General features: G+C 72.1%; 21 protein-coding genes. 9 read left to right on the forward strand and 12 right to left on the reverse strand.

The window, feature by feature from the left end; translation table 11 throughout:
- Positions 1-117: 117 nt before the first annotated feature.
- Complete coding sequence (locus ACFPFQ_RS33995) at positions 118-333, reverse strand: DUF3073 domain-containing protein (protein WP_379626314.1); 216 nt, start codon at positions 331-333, stop codon at positions 118-120.
- Positions 334-508: 175 nt separating this feature from the next.
- Between ACFPFQ_RS33995 and ACFPFQ_RS34000 the strand changes: the two genes are divergently transcribed.
- Positions 509-1,321: a hypothetical protein gene (locus ACFPFQ_RS34000; protein ID WP_379626316.1), complete on the forward strand. Its 813-nt coding sequence runs from the start codon at positions 509-511 to the stop codon at positions 1,319-1,321.
- On the opposite strand, the gene ACFPFQ_RS34005 is transcribed toward ACFPFQ_RS34000, so the two are convergent.
- From ACFPFQ_RS34005 to ACFPFQ_RS34015, 3 genes are all read right to left on the reverse strand, one after another.
- Positions 1,264-2,514 (reverse strand): MFS transporter, encoded by a 1,251-nt coding sequence (locus ACFPFQ_RS34005; protein WP_379626318.1) that lies wholly within the window; start codon positions 2,512-2,514, stop codon positions 1,264-1,266. The genes ACFPFQ_RS34000 and ACFPFQ_RS34005 overlap by 58 nt on opposite strands.
- Before the next feature lie 105 nt (positions 2,515-2,619).
- Positions 2,620-3,711: a YgfZ/GcvT domain-containing protein gene (locus ACFPFQ_RS34010; protein WP_379626320.1), complete on the reverse strand. Its 1,092-nt coding sequence runs from the start codon at positions 3,709-3,711 to the stop codon at positions 2,620-2,622.
- On the reverse strand, positions 3,708-4,094 hold the full coding sequence (locus tag ACFPFQ_RS34015) for a Fur family transcriptional regulator (protein WP_379626475.1): 387 nt from the start codon (positions 4,092-4,094) through the stop codon (positions 3,708-3,710). Before ACFPFQ_RS34015 ends, ACFPFQ_RS34010 begins: the two co-directional genes overlap by 4 nt.
- A 234-nt stretch (positions 4,095-4,328) precedes the next feature.
- Here ACFPFQ_RS34015 and ACFPFQ_RS34020 point away from each other — a divergent pair, with 234 nt between their 5' ends.
- Positions 4,329-5,918 carry a hypothetical protein gene (locus ACFPFQ_RS34020; RefSeq protein ID WP_379626322.1) on the forward strand — a complete coding sequence of 530 codons (1,590 nt, stop codon included), beginning with the start codon at positions 4,329-4,331 and terminating at the stop codon, positions 5,916-5,918.
- A 45-nt stretch (positions 5,919-5,963) separates the two neighbouring features.
- Positions 5,964-7,250: a hypothetical protein gene (locus tag ACFPFQ_RS34025; protein ID WP_379626324.1), complete on the forward strand. Its 1,287-nt coding sequence runs from the start codon at positions 5,964-5,966 to the stop codon at positions 7,248-7,250.
- Between the two features lie 66 nt (positions 7,251-7,316).
- Here the strand turns inward: ACFPFQ_RS34025 and ACFPFQ_RS34030 are convergent, their stop codons facing one another.
- From ACFPFQ_RS34030 to ACFPFQ_RS34065, 8 genes are all read right to left on the reverse strand, one after another.
- Positions 7,317-7,910 (reverse strand): FABP family protein, encoded by a 594-nt coding sequence (locus ACFPFQ_RS34030; RefSeq protein WP_379626476.1) that lies wholly within the window; start codon positions 7,908-7,910, stop codon positions 7,317-7,319.
- Positions 7,911-7,939: 29 nt separating this feature from the next.
- Positions 7,940-8,071, reverse strand: a complete 132-nt coding sequence (locus ACFPFQ_RS34035; protein WP_379626326.1) for a hypothetical protein — start codon at positions 8,069-8,071, stop codon at positions 7,940-7,942.
- Between the two features lie 112 nt (positions 8,072-8,183).
- Complete coding sequence (locus tag ACFPFQ_RS34040; protein WP_379626328.1) at positions 8,184-8,483, reverse strand: DUF1416 domain-containing protein; 300 nt, start codon at positions 8,481-8,483, stop codon at positions 8,184-8,186.
- Positions 8,483-9,325 (reverse strand): sulfurtransferase, encoded by an 843-nt coding sequence (locus ACFPFQ_RS34045; RefSeq protein WP_379626330.1) that lies wholly within the window; start codon positions 9,323-9,325, stop codon positions 8,483-8,485. The genes ACFPFQ_RS34040 and ACFPFQ_RS34045 overlap by 1 nt, the downstream gene beginning before the upstream one ends.
- The gene (locus ACFPFQ_RS34050) at positions 9,322-9,798 is read right to left on the reverse strand and encodes a DUF4395 domain-containing protein (protein WP_379626332.1); all 477 of its coding nucleotides are present in this window, start codon (positions 9,796-9,798) and stop codon (positions 9,322-9,324) included. Before ACFPFQ_RS34050 ends, ACFPFQ_RS34045 begins: the two co-directional genes overlap by 4 nt.
- A 212-nt stretch (positions 9,799-10,010) precedes the next feature.
- Positions 10,011-10,436, reverse strand: coding sequence for a thioredoxin family protein (locus tag ACFPFQ_RS34055; protein WP_379626334.1), 426 nt, complete (start codon positions 10,434-10,436; stop codon positions 10,011-10,013).
- A gap of 55 nt (positions 10,437-10,491) precedes the next feature.
- Entirely contained in the window at positions 10,492-11,277 is a 786-nt protein-coding gene (locus tag ACFPFQ_RS34060) for a DUF2993 domain-containing protein (RefSeq protein ID WP_379626336.1), read from the reverse strand.
- 99 nt (positions 11,278-11,376) lie between these two features.
- Positions 11,377-12,189 (reverse strand): alpha/beta hydrolase, encoded by an 813-nt coding sequence (locus ACFPFQ_RS34065; RefSeq protein ID WP_379626338.1) that lies wholly within the window; start codon positions 12,187-12,189, stop codon positions 11,377-11,379.
- Between the two features lie 139 nt (positions 12,190-12,328).
- Here ACFPFQ_RS34065 and ACFPFQ_RS34070 point away from each other — a divergent pair, with 139 nt between their 5' ends.
- The 6 genes from ACFPFQ_RS34070 to pstB all read left to right on the forward strand — a co-directional run bounded on the left by ACFPFQ_RS34070 (position 12,329) and on the right by pstB (position 18,415).
- Positions 12,329-13,090 carry a winged helix-turn-helix transcriptional regulator gene (locus ACFPFQ_RS34070; RefSeq protein WP_379626340.1) on the forward strand — a complete coding sequence of 254 codons (762 nt, stop codon included), beginning with the start codon at positions 12,329-12,331 and terminating at the stop codon, positions 13,088-13,090.
- Between the two features lie 106 nt (positions 13,091-13,196).
- The gene (mshD, locus tag ACFPFQ_RS34075; RefSeq protein ID WP_379626342.1) at positions 13,197-14,096 is read left to right on the forward strand and encodes a mycothiol synthase; all 900 of its coding nucleotides are present in this window, start codon (positions 13,197-13,199) and stop codon (positions 14,094-14,096) included.
- Positions 14,097-14,390: 294 nt separating this feature from the next.
- Positions 14,391-15,464: a phosphate ABC transporter substrate-binding protein PstS gene (pstS, locus tag ACFPFQ_RS34080; RefSeq protein ID WP_379626344.1), complete on the forward strand. Its 1,074-nt coding sequence runs from the start codon at positions 14,391-14,393 to the stop codon at positions 15,462-15,464.
- A gap of 117 nt (positions 15,465-15,581) precedes the next feature.
- The gene (gene pstC, locus ACFPFQ_RS34085; protein WP_379626346.1) at positions 15,582-16,541 is read left to right on the forward strand and encodes a phosphate ABC transporter permease subunit PstC; all 960 of its coding nucleotides are present in this window, start codon (positions 15,582-15,584) and stop codon (positions 16,539-16,541) included.
- The gene (pstA, locus tag ACFPFQ_RS34090) at positions 16,538-17,626 is read left to right on the forward strand and encodes a phosphate ABC transporter permease PstA (protein WP_379626477.1); all 1,089 of its coding nucleotides are present in this window, start codon (positions 16,538-16,540) and stop codon (positions 17,624-17,626) included. Before pstC ends, pstA begins: the two co-directional genes overlap by 4 nt.
- Positions 17,627-17,635: 9 nt before the next feature.
- On the forward strand, positions 17,636-18,415 hold the full coding sequence (gene pstB, locus ACFPFQ_RS34095) for a phosphate ABC transporter ATP-binding protein PstB (RefSeq protein ID WP_379626348.1): 780 nt from the start codon (positions 17,636-17,638) through the stop codon (positions 18,413-18,415).
- The last annotated feature ends 13 nt before the right edge of the window (positions 18,416-18,428 follow it).

Here is an 18,428-nt window from a genome sequence, read left to right on the forward strand (position 1 = left end):
TGGAGCACGATGTCGGCCACCCCGGATGGTCGGGGGCGACCCGGCAAACCGGAGATGACACGGCCGACCCCCGGTCCGCGAGTGCGGCACCGGGGGTGTCAGGACGATCGCAGGCCGTTAGCTCCTGCGGTACCCGTTGCGGCTGCCGCCGTCGTCGTCGTCCTCAACAGGGGCATACGGGTCGTCTTCGAAGTCGTCCTCAGCCTCCCCGTCGTGGAGCACCGTCCCACTGCCGATCTCACGCTGCAGCGCGTCGAGATCCATCGTGGGGGAGCTGTACTTGAGCTCTCGGGCCACCTTCGTCTGCTTGGCCTTGGCTCGTCCGCGCCCCATGGCTGGTCCCCCTTACAACAGGGAAGGGGCGGCCGGATGTTCGGCGGCCCCATTCATCTCATCAGTGTCCTGGTGCCCACCGTACATTGCGAACCGGTCGGAGTGCGACGTGGCACCACCGGTGTGACCACACGCGCCGTCCGATCATCCGGGCGAGCTGGCACCATCTCGCCCCATGCCGCCGCCGTTCCTGTCCTACCTGCGGGTCTACGAACCGCTGCGGGTGTTCGACGGCGCCACCGGCGCGCCTGTCCGGGAGGCGCTGGCCCGCGGACCGCTGACGCCGGAGTCGGCAGGGCCCCGAGACCGCGAGCTGTGCCTGCGGGCCCAGCTGCGCTCCCGGGCGCTGCCGGAGGGGTCCGTCGACGTGCTCTCGATCCCGGGGCCGGAGGGGAGCCCGCTGGTCTGCCCGCTCGACACCCGCCCGCGGGCCGGGGCGGCGCTGCTGGCGTTCCTCGACGGTGCCGCGCCGGTACTGCCGCCCGCCGCGCTCCCGGTGTCGGTGCGGACGGCGCGGCAACTCGCGACGGCCGCCGTCGCCGAGCTGGGTGACGCCGCTGCGCACGTGGTGTCGGCGAGCTGGACGGTCCCGCTGCCGTGGTTCGCGCTCGTCGAGCAGGACGGTCGGCAGTTCGGGCGCGACCCGCGGCGCGTCTGGTGGCACGTGCCGATGGCGGTCGCCCGCGCGCGGGCGACCGCTGCCGAGGCCGTGGTGCGCAGCGGGATCGGTGACGCCGGACCCGCCGAGATCCTCGCGGAGACCGCGGTCTGGCTGGAGCGGTTCGACCGCGACTCGGTGGTCGAGCTGGACTACGGCGGTCTCGTCGAGCTGTTCGACGACGACACGTTGCTCGGTGACGCCTCGGCGGCGGAGGTGCACGCGGCGCTCGCCGCGCTGGGCGAGGGCGACGGCGAGGCCGCGGGTGCCTGCTACGGGCGGCTGGTGGACTTCTGGTCGGTGGCCGCAGGCCGGGAGCGGGCCGGCTGAGCCGCCGGGGCCGGTCCGCCGGGCTCGGCGAGCCCGCGCAGCGCCACCCAGGCGCCGGCACCGGCCACCGCGCCCAGCGCGAGCATCGCGGGCCAGCCCGCCACCTGCGCGACGAACCCCCCGACCACCGGCGCGGCCGCCGCGGCCACGTAGTTGGCCGTGTTGGACACGGCCATCGCCGTGGCGGCCCGGCCGGGTGGCGCGAGCTCGCCTGCGGCGGTGAACACCAGCCCGTTCCAGCTGATGGCCAGTGCCGCCGCCGGGATCAGGACGGCCGCCAGCAGGGGCGCAGGCGCGTGCTGCAGCGCCGCCGCGAGCGCCCAGCCTGCCGCGATGGCGATCGCGATGATCCGTAGCGGCCCGAGCCTGCTCGCCGCGCGGTCCGACCACAGGCCGTTGCCCAACCGGCCCAGCGCGCCCAGCACCTGCGTCAGCGCGAGGAGACCGCCCGCGAGCGCGAGCGGCATCCCGGACCCCTCGTGCAGCACCTCGACGAGGAACACCGAGCCGAGGAACTGGGGGACGACCAGCAGCAACCCGGCGAGGCTCAGCCTCAGCAGCCTGCGGTCGGCCATCACCGTGCGCGCGCCCGTGCTGGGCTTGCGGGCGGCGGCCGGGTGTCCGGGTGGCTCGCGGATCCAGATGGTGACGGCGACCGCGGCGACGGCGCAGACCGCCGCCAGTACCGTGAACACCGCGGGGATGCCACCGGGACCACTCGCGACCGACGGGAGCACGGCTGCCGCGATGGCGGCCCCCACGGGCACGGACGTCTGGCGCACCGCCATGGCCATGCCCCGGCGTTCGGCGGGGAACCAGGTCAGCACGGCACGCCCGCTGGCGGCGTTGACGCTGGCCCCGGACGCGCCGGCGACCAGCAGCAGCGCACCCGCCGCGACGGGATCGCGGACCAGTGCGGTGGCGCCTAGCGCGATCGCCGCGCCCACGAGGCCCGCCGCCATGACGCCGCGTTCGCCGAACCGGTCGGCGGCGCCGCCCCAGGCGATGAGCGTGGCCATCAGCCCGACGGAGATCACGCCGATCAGCGCGCCGACCCCCGGGAGGCTCAGCCCGAAGTGGTCGCGCAGCGCGGGCGTGACGGCGGCGAGCCCGAGGAAGTACATGGCCGTCGCACCCTGCCCGGCCGTGCCGACGGCGAGCACGACCCAGCGATACCGAGGTCCTCTACCCATGCGACGACGGTACGACGGCTTCCCGCCATTCGGGAGGACTGTCTCAAAATATGGACAACATGTGAGATGCGTCCATCGCGGGAACAGCGGCTGTGATCGCCCGGATCAACCCCGCAGGCCGCCGCGGATCTGGGCGGCGCGGCCGGGAGGTGGGGTGCCGTCCTCCGGCTCCACCGACGACGGGTCGATCGCGGCGGGTGCGGCACGCTCGTCGACCCCGGCGACCAGCTCGCTCTCGATCGGCACCGAGCGCTTGACCAGCGCCAGTGCCACCGGTCCGAGCTCGTGGTGCTGCACCACGCTGCCCACCCGCCCGACCGTGCGGCCCTCCCGGACCACCGGGTCGCCCGGGATCGGGAGGTGCTCGTCGCCGGAGTCGAGGTGCAGCAGCACGAGCCGGCGCGGCGGCCTGCCCAGGTTCGCGACCCGGGCGACCGTCTCCTGACCGCGGTAGCAGCCCTTCGTCAGATGCACCGCCGAGCCGATCCAGCCCACCTCGTGCGGAATGGTGCGGTCATCGGTGTCGACGTGCAGGCGGGGGCGCAGCGACTCCACGCGCAGCGCCTCGAAGGCCATCGTGCCGGCCGGGCGGGCACCCGCGGCGGTGAGCCGGGCCCATACGGCGTCCTGGGAGTCGCGGGGGACCACGACGTCGGCGGCATCGGGAGCGGGCCACCGCATCCGCCGCACGAACCCGCCTCCGGGCAGCGCCGCGACGTCGCCGAGCGGGGGAGCGGGCAGCCCCGCAGCGGTCAGCACGGCCTCGGTGTCGGGTCCGACCACGCTCAGCACGGCCAGCTCGGCCGTGGCGTCGCGCGGCTCGACCTTGGCCCAGAACACCATCTTCTGCAGGTAGTCGAGCAGCGCGGGCACGTCGCCCGGCTCGGTGTCGAGGTAGACGACCTCACCGGCGTGCGCCACCACCATGTGGTGCAGCACGCGGCCGTTGAGATCGAGGATGAGCGTCTCGGTGCCGGTATCGGCCGGTAGTTCGCTGACGTGCTGGGTGAGCAGCAGGTGCAGCCAGCTGAGCCGCTCCTCGCCGGGCACGGCGATGACCCCGCGGTGGCTGCGGTCGACGACGGCGGCCGACCGCGCCATCGCGCGCTGCTCGGCGAACGGATCGCCGCGATGAGCGGGGACGGCTCGGTCCGGATCGGGGTTCGCATCCGTCAGGTGATCGATCTGTTCTGTCACTGGAGCTCCACCGCTGCAGCTTCCCTGCAGGAGGCGCATGCTCCCGACAGCGCGACGTGCGTCACGTCCAATTCGAAACCGTTCTGGGAGCGCAACCGGTCGGCGAGATCGTTCATGAGATCGAGCGGGACCTCGCTGACCTCGCCACATCCGTGACAGACCAGGTGCACGTGCTCGTGCTCACGCGCCGAGTAGCTGGGCGCGCCGTGCCCGAGGTGCGTGTGCCGGACCAGCCCGATGCGCTCCATCAGATCGAGCGTCCGATAGATCGTGGTGATGTTCACCGCCGGCGCGGAGCGCTGCACGTGGGTGCAGATCTGCTCCGGGGTGGCGTGCCCGAGTTCGTCGACGGCGGCCAGTACGAGCTGGCGTTGCGGCGTCATCCGCAGGCCACGTTGGTGCAGGGTGCTGCGCAGTGACGTCTCCACGGAACCGATGGTAGGCCGGTCGCCCTAATACCGCCCCAACCCTGCTCAGGGCGGGAGCAAAACACCGGCGAATGAGGGAATCCTTCACTTTCGGTATGCTCCGTCTGAGTGAACGACCCAGTTTGACCGCGACGATCTACCTACCCTCGGCGAAATGCAAGGGTGTGACGGTGCTCGGGAGGGCCAACGATGACGATTGACGCGGGCGCGCCTGGCGCCCCCCGTTTCGACGTCGTCCTCCGCGGTTACGACCGCCGGCAGGTCGATGAGCACGTCGCCCGCCTGCAGCGCGTACTGGCCAGGATGCGGTCGGATCTGGAGCTGGCCCGCAGCCAGCCCATCCCGCTGGTGCACTCCCCTGCTGCCGGCTTCCCGACGCCGGGCCAGTACCCGCCGCCCGGAGCCCGTCCCGGACCGCCCCCGCCCCGTCCGCGTCCCGGTGGTCCCGGTGACTCGCCAGACATGATCGACAGCTTCACCGGTCGGATGCAGAGCATCTTGCAGGCCGCCGAGGAAGAGGCCAACGAGATCCGGGGCAAGGCCCGCGCCGACGCCCGTGCCGAGCGGGAAGGGGTGCGCGCCGAGGTCGAGGACCTCACCCGGCAGCGCGACGCGCTCGTGGCCGAGCTGACCCGCATGCGCGGCCAGCTCCAGGGGATGCTCGCGGCACCGACGGCGCGGATCGCCGTGTCGCCGCGCGAGGGTGCCCCGTCGCCCGGCGTCCGCCCGCAGCCGCATCCGGGTGGGCAGCAGGCCCGGCCGCACCCGTCTCCGACGCCGCAGGGCTCCGGGCCCCGCCCGACGCCGTCGCCGAACAAGGCACCGTCGCCGGTCAAACAGCCTCCGGCCCAGCAGGCACCGGTGCCGCAGGGTTCCCAGCAGGGTTCTGGCCAGCAGGGTTCTGGCCAGCAGTCGCGGCCCGCGCCCCGCCCGGGCCAGCCCGGCACCGCCCAGCAGCACGGTGATGCCCCCCGTCCCGCGCCGCAGCAACCGGCCAACGGCGCCACGTCGCCGAAGCCGGCGGCGCAGGCCCCGGCCGCTACCCCGCAGCCCGCGTCCCAGTCGTCGGCACCGGGGTCGCAGCAGGTCGGGGCACCCAAGGTCGGTCAGTCCGCCATGGCGAACGGTGCGGTGAACAGCGGCGCCGTGAACAACGGCTCGGGAAGCGGCAGCACGGCTCAGGGCGGCGCGCCGTCGGGAGGGTCCGGGCAGAACGGATCCGGCCAGGCCCGTCCGGCTCAGGGGGGCTCCGCCAACGGCACGGCCCCTGCCCCGTCCGGCGCCGCCAAGTCGTCCTCCGGATCGTCCGGTTCTGGATCGTCCGGTTCTGGGGCGTCGACGGCGGCACCGCGCCCCGCCGCTGCGTCGACCGGTGGTGGCGACCCCAACAAGCACCGGCTGCCCACCGGTGCGTATCCGGCGGTGAACGAGAGCTCGTCCATGCGCCCGCGCGGAGAACCGGAGCCCGAGCCGGGCGACCTGTTCCGCCCGGTCTCCGACGACAGCAAGGCCGCAGGCTCCGGGGAGGAGCAGCGCACGGCGCTCGTGCCGGCCGTCACCCCGAAGGGTGACAAACCCGCGGCCCGGCCCGGCGATGTCGAGGCCACGGTCAAGGTGGGTGCGGTCCGGCCGGCGGTCGCGCCGTCGGACCCCACGGTGCTTTCTCCCACGCAGAAGCCGCCGAACGCGCGTCCGGACGGCGGCGACAAGCTCGCGGAGAAGGCTCCCGACAAGAATCCGGAAGCCAGCAGATCAACTTCGGCGTCACGCTCCGGATGATCCCGGTGGCGCACCGTTACGACATTTGGCGTACGGTGCCCATCCATGCAGCTGCCTCAATCGGCGGAAGTGCTGGTCCCGCTGGGTGCAGGCGTGGTGATCGTGATCATCGCGCTCGTGGTGCTCATCGTCCGTGCACGGCGTCGCCGGCCCGATAGCGGCGTCGTCGGGGAGCCCACCGCGGCCGACTGGACGGGCGAGGCCGCCGCAGGCCCGATCCCCGCTCCCGCTGCGGCCCCGGCGAGCACGCCGCCGCCCCGCCACACGGTCGCGGACGAGGTGTCGCACCGCGACGCCTCCCGGCGCGAAGCCGCGAAGCCCCTACCGCCCTCCCTCGACGCGATGCCCGCCCCGCAGGGGGCGACGGTGCGCGTCCCTGAGCAGCCCGTCGCGGTGCCGGTCCAGCGAGACCCCTCCGTACTGGGGCTGGCCGAGGCGGCCGCACTCCCGCTGTTCGCCGGACCCGGCGGTGAGCCCGTCGCGGCCGCCGCGAGCACCGCTTCGGGACCCGAGAACCGGCCCGCTGCCGCGCCCCTGCAGGACCAGCCGCTGAGCGCCACCCAGCCGATCTCTCCCCAGCCCGTGCCGACACCGGCCGGGGCGACCCCGCCGCCGGTGCAGCACCGGCCGTCGCCGATGCCGCCGGAGCCGGTCGCACCCGAGCCCGAGCGGGCTGCGGCAACCGAGCCCGAGCGGGCTGTGGCAACCGAGCCGTCCGACGCCGTCGAGGCGCGCACTGAAGCTACATCCGGATCGGAGGTGGCCGGGGAGCCCGAGGTGCCGATCCTGCACAACTTCGCGGCGCCGGAGCCGCCGGCGGACGAGGCGGCGCCCGTGCCGCAGCCGCGGCCGACACCACCGCGCCCCAGTCCCAGTCCCAGTCCCGGCACGTCGAGCTCGGAGCGGGCGCAGGAGGCCCGGATGCCGGCCTCGACGTCCGGTTCCAGCCGCACGGTGGCGGCGGCCGTCGCGCAGGCGCTCGCCGTGCGTGCTGCCGCATCGCGTTCCCCCGGTCAGCCGGCCGGTCCGACCGCGCCCGCGGAGCCCGGCACCGGGATGGAGCCACCCCGCGGTGATGCCCGCGACCGCCTGCTCGCGGTGCTGCTCAACGATCCGGTGCGGGCGGTGGGCGCCGCCGACGAGCTGGAAGCCTGCCGCGAGCAGCTGGAGCGGCTGACCCATGCCGTGCGGCACGAGCGCGGCCGCCTCGCCGAGGTGCTGGTCAGGCTGGCCGGCTCCGGCCTGCGCGAGGACCAGCTGGCGCGGCTGTCGGGCCTGCCTGCCGACGAGGTGCACGAGCTGATGGCGGGCACCCGCAGCCGAGCCGGCTGACGTCGGGCACGGGGCGTACCGGAGCCGGTGCGCTCCGTACCTCCGTACTGGGGCTGAGAGGCTCGCTCAGCCGGCGATGCGGCTCAACCGGGCCGAGAGATGGGGCTGCAGCGGCTGGCCCTCCATGGCGCGCTCGTCGACGTAGGCGAGGTCGCCGCCCTCGACGAGCCCGTAGAGCCGGTGCGATGCCGTGACGTCCTTCGCCGAGGCGGTGCGCACGACGGCATCGGTCTCGATCTCCCACGAGGTGAGGTTGCGGGCGCGGCCGTAGTAGATCTCGCTGACCCCGCTGGCGTGGGTGATGAGCACCTCGATCTCGCCGTCGGGCTGCGGACGCCAGAACCCGATCTCGCGGGCGGCCGGGCGCACGATCTCGCCATCGGGGCCCAGCAGCCACGAGCGGGACTCGTAGGAGACGAACGGGCGGCCGTCGTGGGCGAAGACGATCTGCTGGCCGAAGGCGTACGGCCCGTCGATCGTGGGGTACACGGCCTCGCCCGCGCCGCGCCACACGCCGATCAGGGGCAGCAGCCCGAGGCACTGGTCGTGCAGGCTCGGACCTTCGCGCAGGTTGGCCGTGTCGTCGGGGACCGGCAGGTCCTCGAACCGCGGACGGTTGCGCTGCGCCGAGTCGGGCGCCGCGTTGGCCGGCGGGCTGATCGTGGTGGGAAGGTCCGGGTCGGGCGTGGTCACGAGGTCGGCTCCATCGGTGCGTCGGGCTCGCCGGGCGGCGTGGTGAACAGCCGTCGCAGCAGGTATCCGGTGTACGCCAGGGTGCCGGCGCTGGCCGCGATCAGGAGGCCGGTGAAGAACCAGTGCACGGCCGGGAACCCTAGTCCCCGGGCGGCGTTCCCAGAATTCCGGAGGCCGCTACACGGAGAACGGGGCCGAGACGTCGACGACGTCCCGGCCCCGCTGCGTGCTGGTGATCGCTCAGGCGACGGCGACCTCGGCCTTGTGCAGGCCCGGACCGTCCACCTGGAGCACGGCCTGGCCGTTGCCGCTGCGCGAGAGCGCCCGCAGCGTCCAGGTGCCCGGTGCGGCGAAGAAGCGGAAGTCCCCGCTCGCCGACGCGACGACCTCGGCGGTGAACTCGCCGGTGCCGTCGAGCAGCCGCACGAACGCACCACCGACGGGCTCGCCGCCGGCCACGACGCGCCCGGTGAGCACGGTCTCCTTGGTCAGGTCGGTGCCGGCGGGCAGCGCGATCGACTGGTCAGGTGCGGCACACATCAGGCGCGCACCCCCAGCTCGATCGGCACGCCGACCAGCGAGCCGTACTCGACCCAGCTGCCGTCGTAGTTCTTGACGTCGCCGTGGCCGAGCAGCTCGTGCAGCACGACCCACGTGTGGGAGCTGCGCTCACCGATGCGGCAGTAGGCGATGGTGGCCTTGCCGCCGTCGAAGCCCTCGTCGCCGTAGAGCTTGGCGAGGTCCTCATCGGACTTGAACGTGCCGTCCTCGTTGGCCGCCTTGCTCCACGGGATGTTGATCGCCGACGGGACGTGGCCCGGCCGCTGCGACTGCTCCTGCGGCAGGTGTGCGGGCGCGAGGATCTTGCCGGAGAACTCGTCGGGCGAGCGGACGTCGACGAGGTTCTTGGTGTCGATCGCGGCGACGACCTCGTCGCGGAACGCGCGGATCGAGAGGTCGGCGTCCTTGGCCCCGGTGAACGTGGTGGCCGGGCGCTCGACCACGTCGGTGGTGAGCGTGCGGCCGTCGAGCTCCCACTTCTTGCGACCACCGTCGAGCAGCTTGACGTTCTCGTGGCCGTAGAGCTTGAACTGCCAGTACGCGTAGGCCGCGAACCAGTTGTTGTTGCCCCCGTAGAGGACCACGAGGTCGTCGTTGCTGACGCCCTTGGCGGACAGCAGCGCCTCGAACCCGGCCTTGTCGATCACGTCGCGGCGGACGGGGTCGCGCAGCTCGTCGGTCCAGTTGATGCGAACGGCTCCGGGAAGGTGACCGCCGTCGTACGCGGTGGTGTCCTCGTCGACCTCGAGGAAGACGATTCCCTCGGTGCCGAGGTTCTTCTCGGCCCAATCGGCGGTGACCAGGACGTCCTGGCGGCTCATGCGGTAGCTCCCTGCTGGTTGGACGGCTTACGGAAACGGTGGATGAGGGCGTACATCTCGCAGCCGAGGCAGAAGCCGAAGGCTGCGTTGAGGAATGCAGCCGCCAGCGCGAAGGCCGTGGCGACGATTCCCACTGTGGTGAAGCCCGTGAGGTAGGCAACGGCGCCGACCAGCGCGAACACGAAGCCCACCGTCTGGGAGAAGCGCACCGGAGCGGCGTCTTCCTTCTCCTTGGGCGGGCCCAGCCGCGGGGCGACGAAGGTGCGGTAGAGCACCGAGTACGGCGCGTACCGCAGGCCGACGAACGCGCCGAGCGCGAAGACCACGGCCTGCGCGGCCAGCAGCCACCCGCTGCCCGAGAGCAGGACCAGCGCGACCACGACGGTGGTCAGTGCGGCGTTGAACCGGACCCCGCGGGGATCGACAGCGGGGTCAGCGGCGCGTGCAGGCGTGATGGCGTCGGGACCGGACATGGAACGGCTCCTGAGGGGACGAACGGGTGCGCACTGCCCGGACGGGCGTGCAGCGAGGGCTCAGGAGGCCCGACACAGGCTGCTGCCGACGCGGCACAGGTCTACTGCGCGTCGTCGGGTCAGCGGCCAGTTCACAGAGGCGATGCTAACCGAGTATCCGAGGTTGTGGGAGGTCATGGCCGACACAGATGTCGTCCACACCGGTGACGGCGTCATGCGAGGCCGAGCGCGGGGGCCAGCGCGAGCTCCAACTCGGCGGCCCTCGGCACGCCGGACACGCGCAGCAGCTCGGCGCCGGCACGGTCGAACGCGACCACGGTGGGAGTGCGCATCACGCCCAGCTCGCGGGCGACGTCGGGCTGGTCGGCCACGTCGATCTCGCGGTGGACGATGCCCTGGCTGCGGTCGGTGAGCTCGCCCAGCACCGCCGCGGTCTGGCGGCAGGGCGCACAGATGGGTGAGGACAGCTGCAGCAGCAGCACCTGCTCGTCGGTGGCGGGAGCGAGCCCGGCCAGCGCCCAGCCGCCTGCGGCGCCGCCGCCGGTGCGCAGCCGCCCGGCCCGGGCGCGCATCACGAGCCCGGCGGCGGTGGCCAGCACCAGCACAGCCAGCACGACGAGCAATCCCGTGACACTCACGCCGTGCCCAACACCGACGGGGGCGAGATCCTTCCCCGCGGCTCAGGAATCCCGATCAGGGAGCGACGGTTCCCGCGCCGAGCACGAGGTCGTGAGCCGTGCCGCTGATCTCGAGCTGACCGTCCTTGGCCTGCAGCGAGGTGGGCGTGACCTTGAGCGGCAGCGATCCCGGGTCGACGCGCACGGTGAACATCTGCTGCAGCGGGCGCTGGGCGTAGGACGGCAGTGCCGTGCCGCCGTCGCCCCCGAGCCGGATGTCGCGCGGCACGATCTGGGCCTGGCCGTCGACGAGCTCCAGGACCGCGATCACCGACACGTCCAACTTCTGCGTCAGAATCGTGGCGGTGCCGCCCAGGCGGACGGCGTTCTTCGGGTCGATCTGGGCCAGCGAAGCGTCGCCGGACGTGGTGGCCGCCTTCTGCAGCGCGGTGGCGTCGATGTTGTCGATGCGCAGGTCGGTCAGGCTGGGCACGAGTCGCTGCAGGTCCTTCGCGGAGATGCGTGCCGTGCCCTGCATGTCCTTGACCTGCAGGGTCTTCGGGCCGGAGCCCAGCAGCATCGACAGCGGGGCCGTCACGTCGCGCAGCTGGGCGGAGATCGAGACCTCCTGGAGCCGGCCGACGGTGAGCCGCGTCGCGTCGACGTCGACGCTGCCGTACTGGCCGGAGATCGCCTGGGTGAGGAACGGGAACCCGTTGATGCGCACCGAGGGGTCGTCGGCGAGGCCGATCTGCTGGCGCATCTGCTTCGACACCGCCGACTCGGCGAGCGCCGCCGCACCGAAGTCGGCGGCCACGAGCAGCACTATCAGCACGAGCGCCGCGATGATCACGCGCCTCATCCGACCTCCGACCCTGCGCTCCGGCCCGGTGCCGGTGCGAGATGTCCGACCGTAGAGAAGGGGCCCACGCAGGTGTCGACGGGGGGCGGTGCCGGGCGCTCAGCCCACCGCCGCCAACCCCCACCTTGCGATCAGGGCAGCGATCGCCGGATCCGTGCCACTCTCGCCGTGCCCCTCGACGGCCTTCGTCCACTGCTCGGCGTGCCCGCCGGACGCGGCGACGAGCGCGTCGGAGTGCGCCGCGGTGAAGTAGGGGTCGCCGGTGAAGTGCACCAGCAGCAACGGTGTGGGGGCGATGTCCGCCACGACCTCCACCGGCGAGGCGGGCACCGGGTCCCAGGTGCCGCCGAGGCGCACCTTGAGGAGCCGGGCGGCGAGCCGGCCGTGCGGTTGCTCCAGCAGCCAGTGCACGCGCCGCATCGGCGCGGTCTCGCGGGAGTACCAGCGGGCGGGCGGGCTCACCGCGACGATCGCGTCCGGCCGCTCGGCACCCAGCGCCGCGTGGCGCAGCGCCACCGCGCCACCCAGCGAGAACCCGACCGTGACGATCCGCACGTACCCGGCGGCGCGAGCGGCACCGACGGCGGCGTCGAGATCGAGGATCTCGCGGTCACCCACGCTGCTGCGGCCTCCGGAGCGGCCGTGCCCGCGCATGTCGACGGCGACGACGGGGGCGTGCCGCGCGAAGGCGGTGAGGACGGAGCGGCTGGTCGGATGGCCGGTGTGGTGGGTGAACCCGTGACAGACGACGAGCGCGGTGCCTGCGGAAGGGTCGCCCGTCGGGAGGTGCACGCCGTGCAACCGCACCCCGTCGGCGCTGGTCAGCGTCAGCCGCTCCGGCGCCGGGAGACGCACTCCGATCGGGTCTGTGTCGAAGCGCGCTCCCTCTTCGCTCACCGTTGTGTCGTCCACCCGGTTATCCTGCATCGATCCGCGTGAAGGTTCCGACCGGGTCACGCGGGTGTGAACGGTGTGTCAGCGACGCCCGCCGTGTCGCTACCGGGGCGCGCCGATCCAGGACGCTCCCGGGCCCCGGGAGAGGAGGCACCACGTGGAGCTCCTTCTGCTGACGGCCGATCCCGATCCAGGATCGGTGCTGCCGGCTCTGACACTGCTGTCCCACGGCGTGCGCACGGCCGCACCCGAGGTGGCCGCGCTGCTCGACGCCGGGCCGCACGACGCCGTGATCGTCGACGCTCGTACCGACCTGGTGGCCGCCCGCAGCCTGTGCCGGCTGCTCGGCAGCACCGGAATGGATTCACCGGTCATCGCGGTGCTCACCGAGGGTGGGCTCGTCGCGGTGTCGGGGGAGTGGGTCGTCGACGAGATCCTGCTGCCCGGTGCCGGCCCCGCCGAGGTGGACGCGCGGCTGCGGCTGCTCAAGTCCCGGCCGGGTGCCGACGCCGGTCGCGACGGGGGCGCGCTCGTGCTCGGCGAGCTGGTGATCGACGAGGCCACCTACGCCGCCCGGCTGCGCGGCCGGCTGCTCGAGCTCACGTACAAGGAGTTCGAGCTGCTCAAGTACCTCGCGCAGCACGCAGGCCGGGTGTTCACCCGCGCGCAGCTGCTGCAGGAGGTGTGGGGCTACGACTTCTTCGGCGGCACCCGCACCGTCGACGTCCACGTGCGACGGTTGCGCGCGAAGCTCGGCACCGAGCACGAGCAGATGATCGGCACGGTGCGCAACGTCGGTTACAAGTTCGTGCGGCCCAGCCGCGGCGGGCTGGCCGCGGCGGCCGCCTCCGACGACGGTGGCGACGACACCTCCGACGACAGCGACCGAAGCCGCCCGCAGGTCGCCGGCTTCGTCTGAGCCACCGCGCCCGACTCGCCGCGCCCACGCGGTAGCCACGGCGCCGACGTCTCGACATGGGCGCGGTGGCCATCGGGTCGGCGCGGTGGCGACGTAGGGTCGAGCCGTGATCGAGACGTCGTGGCGCGCAGGGCTCACCGGGGCCGAGGCCGACGAGGTGCGGGCGCTGGCCGCCGCGGCCACGGAGGTCGACGGCACCGAGCCGGTGTCGGAGGACGTGTTGCTGCACCTGGCGGGCGGCGACGCGCAGCACCTGCTCGCCCGTGACGGCGCCACGCTCGTCGCCTTCGCGAGCCTGGACGTGCCCGCCGACGCCGCTGCGGCCGCGGGCGGCGAACTCGTGGTGCACCCGGAGCGCCGCCGGGCCGGGATCGGCAACCAGGTGGTCACGGCCCTGATCGAGCGGGCGGCCGGGCACCGGCTCAACATCTGGGCCCACGGCGCGCACCCCGGCGCGGTGGCGCTGGCCGCGCGCCTCGGTTTCGCCGAGACCAGGCAGCTGTGGCGGATGCGGCGCAGCCTGCTCGAGCCCGCGATCGCGGAGCCGCAGCTCGCTCCAGGCGTGCGGTTGCGCCCGTTCGTCGTCGGCGCCGACGAGGCCGAGTTCCTGCGCGTCAACAACGCCGCGTTCGACTGGCACCCCGAGCAGGGCGGCTGGGACGTCGAGCAGGTCACGGTCCGCGAGTCGGCAGGCTGGTTCGACGCGGCCGGGTTCCTGCTCGCCGTCGACGCCGACGACCGCGTGCTCGGGTTCCACTGGACGAAGGTGCACGCGGCATCGGGCTCGCAGCCCGCCATCGGTGAGGTCTACGTGCTGGGCGTCGATCCGTCGGCCCGTGGTCTGCACCTCGGCACGGCACTCACCCTGGCCGGGCTGATCCACCTGCGCGACCGCGGCCTGAGCGACGTCATGCTCTACGTCGAAGGCGACAACCATGCCGCCATCCGGGTGTACGAGGATCTCGGATTCACCCGTTGGGACACCGACGTTTCCTATCTGCACTGAGGTCCGTTCACCCACCCGCAACCGGACGGGCGATGGTCCTGATCACATCCCCGCAGGTCACGGCTAGGTCACGGCCTTTGCCCGAATAAGTGTGCTGCCTCACCTCCGCGGACCTGTTCATTTCCCGTTTACCTGATCGGGGGGGTCCGTCCACCGTCACTACCTACCGTTCCTCGGCGTGCGGCCACCCCGAGCCGCGTGGCCCGTCGGCGAGTCCGCTCGCTGCGGGAACTGCATGACGGAGGACTACACGTGAAGACCGTGCGGCACAGCACTCGTGCCCGAATCGCCGCGGTGGCAGTGGTTGCCAGCGGCACGCTGCTGCTCGCCGCGTGCGGCGCGGCAAACGAAGCCGCGGCGCCGGCGACCGGTGGCTCCGGCAGCACCGGGGCAGCGAAGGTGTCCGGCACGATCTCCGGCGCCGGCGCGAGCACCCAGCAGGCCGCCACGCAGGCCTGGGTCGCGGGCTTCCAGGCAACGAGCCCGGACGCCACCATCAACTACGACCCGAGCGGATCCGGTGCCGGGCGCACCCAGTTCGAGGGCGGCGGCGTCGACTGGGCAGGCAGCGACGCCTACATCACCGGCGACGAGATCGCCAAGGCCAAGTCGCGCTGCGCAGGCGACTACGTCGAGGTCCCGGTCTACGTCTCGCCGATCGCGATCGTCTACAACTTGCCGGCCGTCCCTGACCTGCAGCTCACGCCGTCCACCATCGCCAAGATCTTCAGTAAGAAGATCACGAAGTGGAACGACCCGGCGATCGCGGCCGACAATGCCGGCAAGACGCTGCCGGACCAGGCCATCGCGCCGGTCAACCGCTCCGACAAGTCGGGTACCACGCAGAACTTCACCGACTACCTGAGCCAGGCGGCGCCCGCCGACTGGACGTCCAAGGCCAGCGACACCTGGCCGCTGCAGGGCGGCGAGGCGGCCCAGGGCACGTCCGGCGTCATCGGGGCGGTCAAGGCGGGCGCGGGCACCATCGGTTACGCCGACGAGAGCCAGGCCGGCACGCTGGGCAAGGCCAAGATCAAGGTCGGCGACACGTTCGTCGCTCCGACCGCCGACGGCGCCGCCAAGCTGGTGGCCGCGTCCACCCGCGTGACCGACGGCGGCGCGAACTCCTTCGCCTACAAGCTGGCGCGCACCACCACCGACCCGACGGTGTACCCGATCACGCTCGCCTCGTACTTCATCGCCTGCTCGAAGTACACCGACGCCGCCAAGGGCAAGCTGGTCAAGGCGTACCTGAGCTACATCATCAGCGCCGACGGCCAGGCCGCCGCGGCGAAGGCCGCGGGTTCGGCGCCGCTCAGCGACACGCTGCGCACCGCCATCACCCCGGCTGTGAACGCCATCTCCTGAATGCCCAGCACCTAGCCGCCGGGGCCGGTCGGTCGTCATCATGGATGACGAGCGACCGGCCCCGTCGGTGCGGTTCCCGTCCGATCGTCGCCTCCTCCACATGACAGAGAGGACGCCGTGAGCGCCCCACCGGTCACGACCTCCACGCCCACGACGCGTCCGCCGAAAGCGGTTCAGCAGCGCGGCGACCGCCTCTTCGCCGGTGCGGCCCGGGGTGCGGGCATCTTCATCCTCGTCGTGCTCGCGGGGGTCGCGGCCTTCCTGGTGATCCAGGCGATCCCCGCGATCGTCGCACCCGCCGCGAGCCTCCCCGGCGGTCTCAGCCTCTTCGCCTACATCGGCCCGCTGGTTTTCGGCACGCTGCTGTCGGCGCTGATCGCGCTGGTCATCGCCACGCCGCTGGCCGTCGCCGTCGCGCTGTTCATCACGCACTACGCCCCGCGCAAGCTGGCGCAGGGCCTCGGTTACCTGATCGACCTGCTCGCCGCCGTCCCCAGCATCGTCTACGGCCTGTGGGGCGTAGCCGTGCTGGCGCCGGCCTCGCTGCCGCTGATGGGCTGGCTCAACAACTACTTCAGCTGGATCCCGCTGTTCGCGGGCCCCGTCTCGGCCACCGGCCGGACGATGCTGGTGGTGAGCGTGACGCTGGCCGTCATGATCCTGCCGATCATCACCGCCGTCTCCCGCGAGGTCTTCCTGCAGACCCCCAAGCTGCACGAGGAAGCGGCGCTGGCGCTCGGCGCCACCCGGTGGGAGATGATCCGCATGTCGGTCCTGCCGTTCGGGCGCTCCGGCATCATCAGCGGCGCGATGCTCGGCCTGGGTCGCGCGCTCGGCGAGACGATGGCCGTGGCGATCATCCTGTCCGGCTCGGGAATCATCACGTTCAACCTGATCAGCTCGTCGAACCCGTCGTCGATCGCGGCGAACATCGCGCTGCAGTTCCCCGACTCCACGGGGCTCGCGGTCAACACGCTCATCGCGTCCGGCCTCGTGCTGTTCATCATCACGCTGCTGGTCAACTCGATCGCCCGCTACATCATCAACCGCCGCCGCGAGTTCTCGGGAGCCAACTGATGACCATCGACACGGAGCAGGCCCAGGAGGGTCGGGTGGAGCAGCCGTCGGAACCGGTCTCGCTGGTCCGTGCCGAGCTGCCGCGCTGGGCACCGTGGGGCATGTTCGTCGGCGCGTTCGTCGTGGTCGGGGTGCTGCTCGCGGTCACGGGTGGTTTCAGCATCGGGCTGCTGGTGTTCCTCGGCGCTGTCGTCTTCGGCCTGGCCACCTACCTGACCTCACGGTTCGTCGAAGGTGGTCGCAAGGCCACCGACCGGCTGGTCACGATCGTGGTGACCGTGGCATTCCTGATCGCGCTGATCCCGCTGGTCTCGGTCGTCGTCACGGTGGTGGGCAACGGGTTGGCCCGGTTCGACGGCGCGTTCTTCGGCGAGTCGATGCGCGGTGTGGTCGGCGAGGGCGGCGGTGGCTACCACGCCATCGTCGGCACGCTCATCGTCACGGCGCTGGCTACGCTGATGTCCATCCCGATCGGCGTGCTCACCGCCATCTATCTGGTCGAGTACGGCAAGAACCGGCTCGCCCGCGCCATCACCTTCTTCGTCGACGTCATGACGGGCATCCCGTCGATCGTGGCAGGTCTGTTCGCGTTCGCGCTGTTCGCGCTGATCTTCGGTCCGGCGATCCGGCTGGGCTTCGCCGGTTCGGTGGCACTGAGCGTCCTGATGATCCCGGTGGTGGTGCGCTCCACCGAGGAGATGCTCAAGATCGTGCCGAACGAGCTGCGCGAGGCGGCGTTCGCGCTCGGCACGCCCAAGTGGCGCACGATCATGAAGGTCGTCATCCCGACGTCGATCGCCGGCATCGCCTCGGGCATCACGCTCGCGATCGCCCGCGTCATCGGGGAGACGGCCCCGCTGCTCATCGTCGCCGGGCTCACCACCGGGCTGAACTTCAACCCGTTCTCCGGCCGCATGACCACGCTGCCGGTGTTCGCCTACAACTCCTACGCGGCGCCCGGTGTGCCGCGCGAGCCCTTCATCGACCGGGCGTGGACCGCCGCGCTGGTCCTGATCATCATCGTGCTGGTGCTGAACCTGGTGGCCCGGCTGATCGCGCGCGTCTTCGCGCCGAAGACCCGATAAGGAACCCCGATGGGTAAAGCGATCGACGCCAAGAACCTGAACATCTACTACGGCTCCTTCCTGGCCGTGGAGGGTGTCAACATGGCGATCCGCCCCAAGACCGTCACCGCCCTGATCGGCCCGTCGGGCTGTGGCAAGTCGACGTACCTGCGCTCGATCAACCGCATGCACGAGGTCATCCCCGGCGCGCGCGTCGAGGGGAAGATCGAGCTCGACGGCAAGGACCTCTACGCCCCCGGCGTCGACCCGGTCGGCGTGCGTCGCCAGATCGGCATGGTCTTCCAGCGGCCCAACCCGTTCCCCACGATGTCGATCTACGACAACGTGATCGCGGGCCAGCGGCTCAACAACAAGCGCATGCGCAAGGACGCCACCGACACGCTCGTCGAGCAGTCACTGCGCGGTGCGAACCTCTGGAACGAGGTGAAGGACCGGCTCGACAAGCCGGGCTCCGGCCTCTCCGGTGGGCAGCAGCAGCGCCTCTGCATCGCCCGCGCGATCGCGGTGCAGCCCGACGTGCTGCTGATGGACGAGCCGTGCTCGGCGCTCGACCCGATCTCCACGCTCGCGATCGAGGACCTGATCAACGAGCTGAAGATGGACTACACGATCGTCATCGTCACCCACAACATGCAGCAGGCCGCGCGGGTCAGCGACTTCACGGGGTTCTTCAACATCGAGGGCACCGGTAAGCCGGGCCACCTCGTGGAGATGGACGAGACCAAGACGATCTTCTCCCAGCCGAAGGAGAAGGCCACGGAGGACTACGTCTCGGGACGTTTCGGCTGACGACATGCCGCCG

It is taken from the genome of Pseudonocardia sp. GCM10023141, from assembly GCF_042653605.1.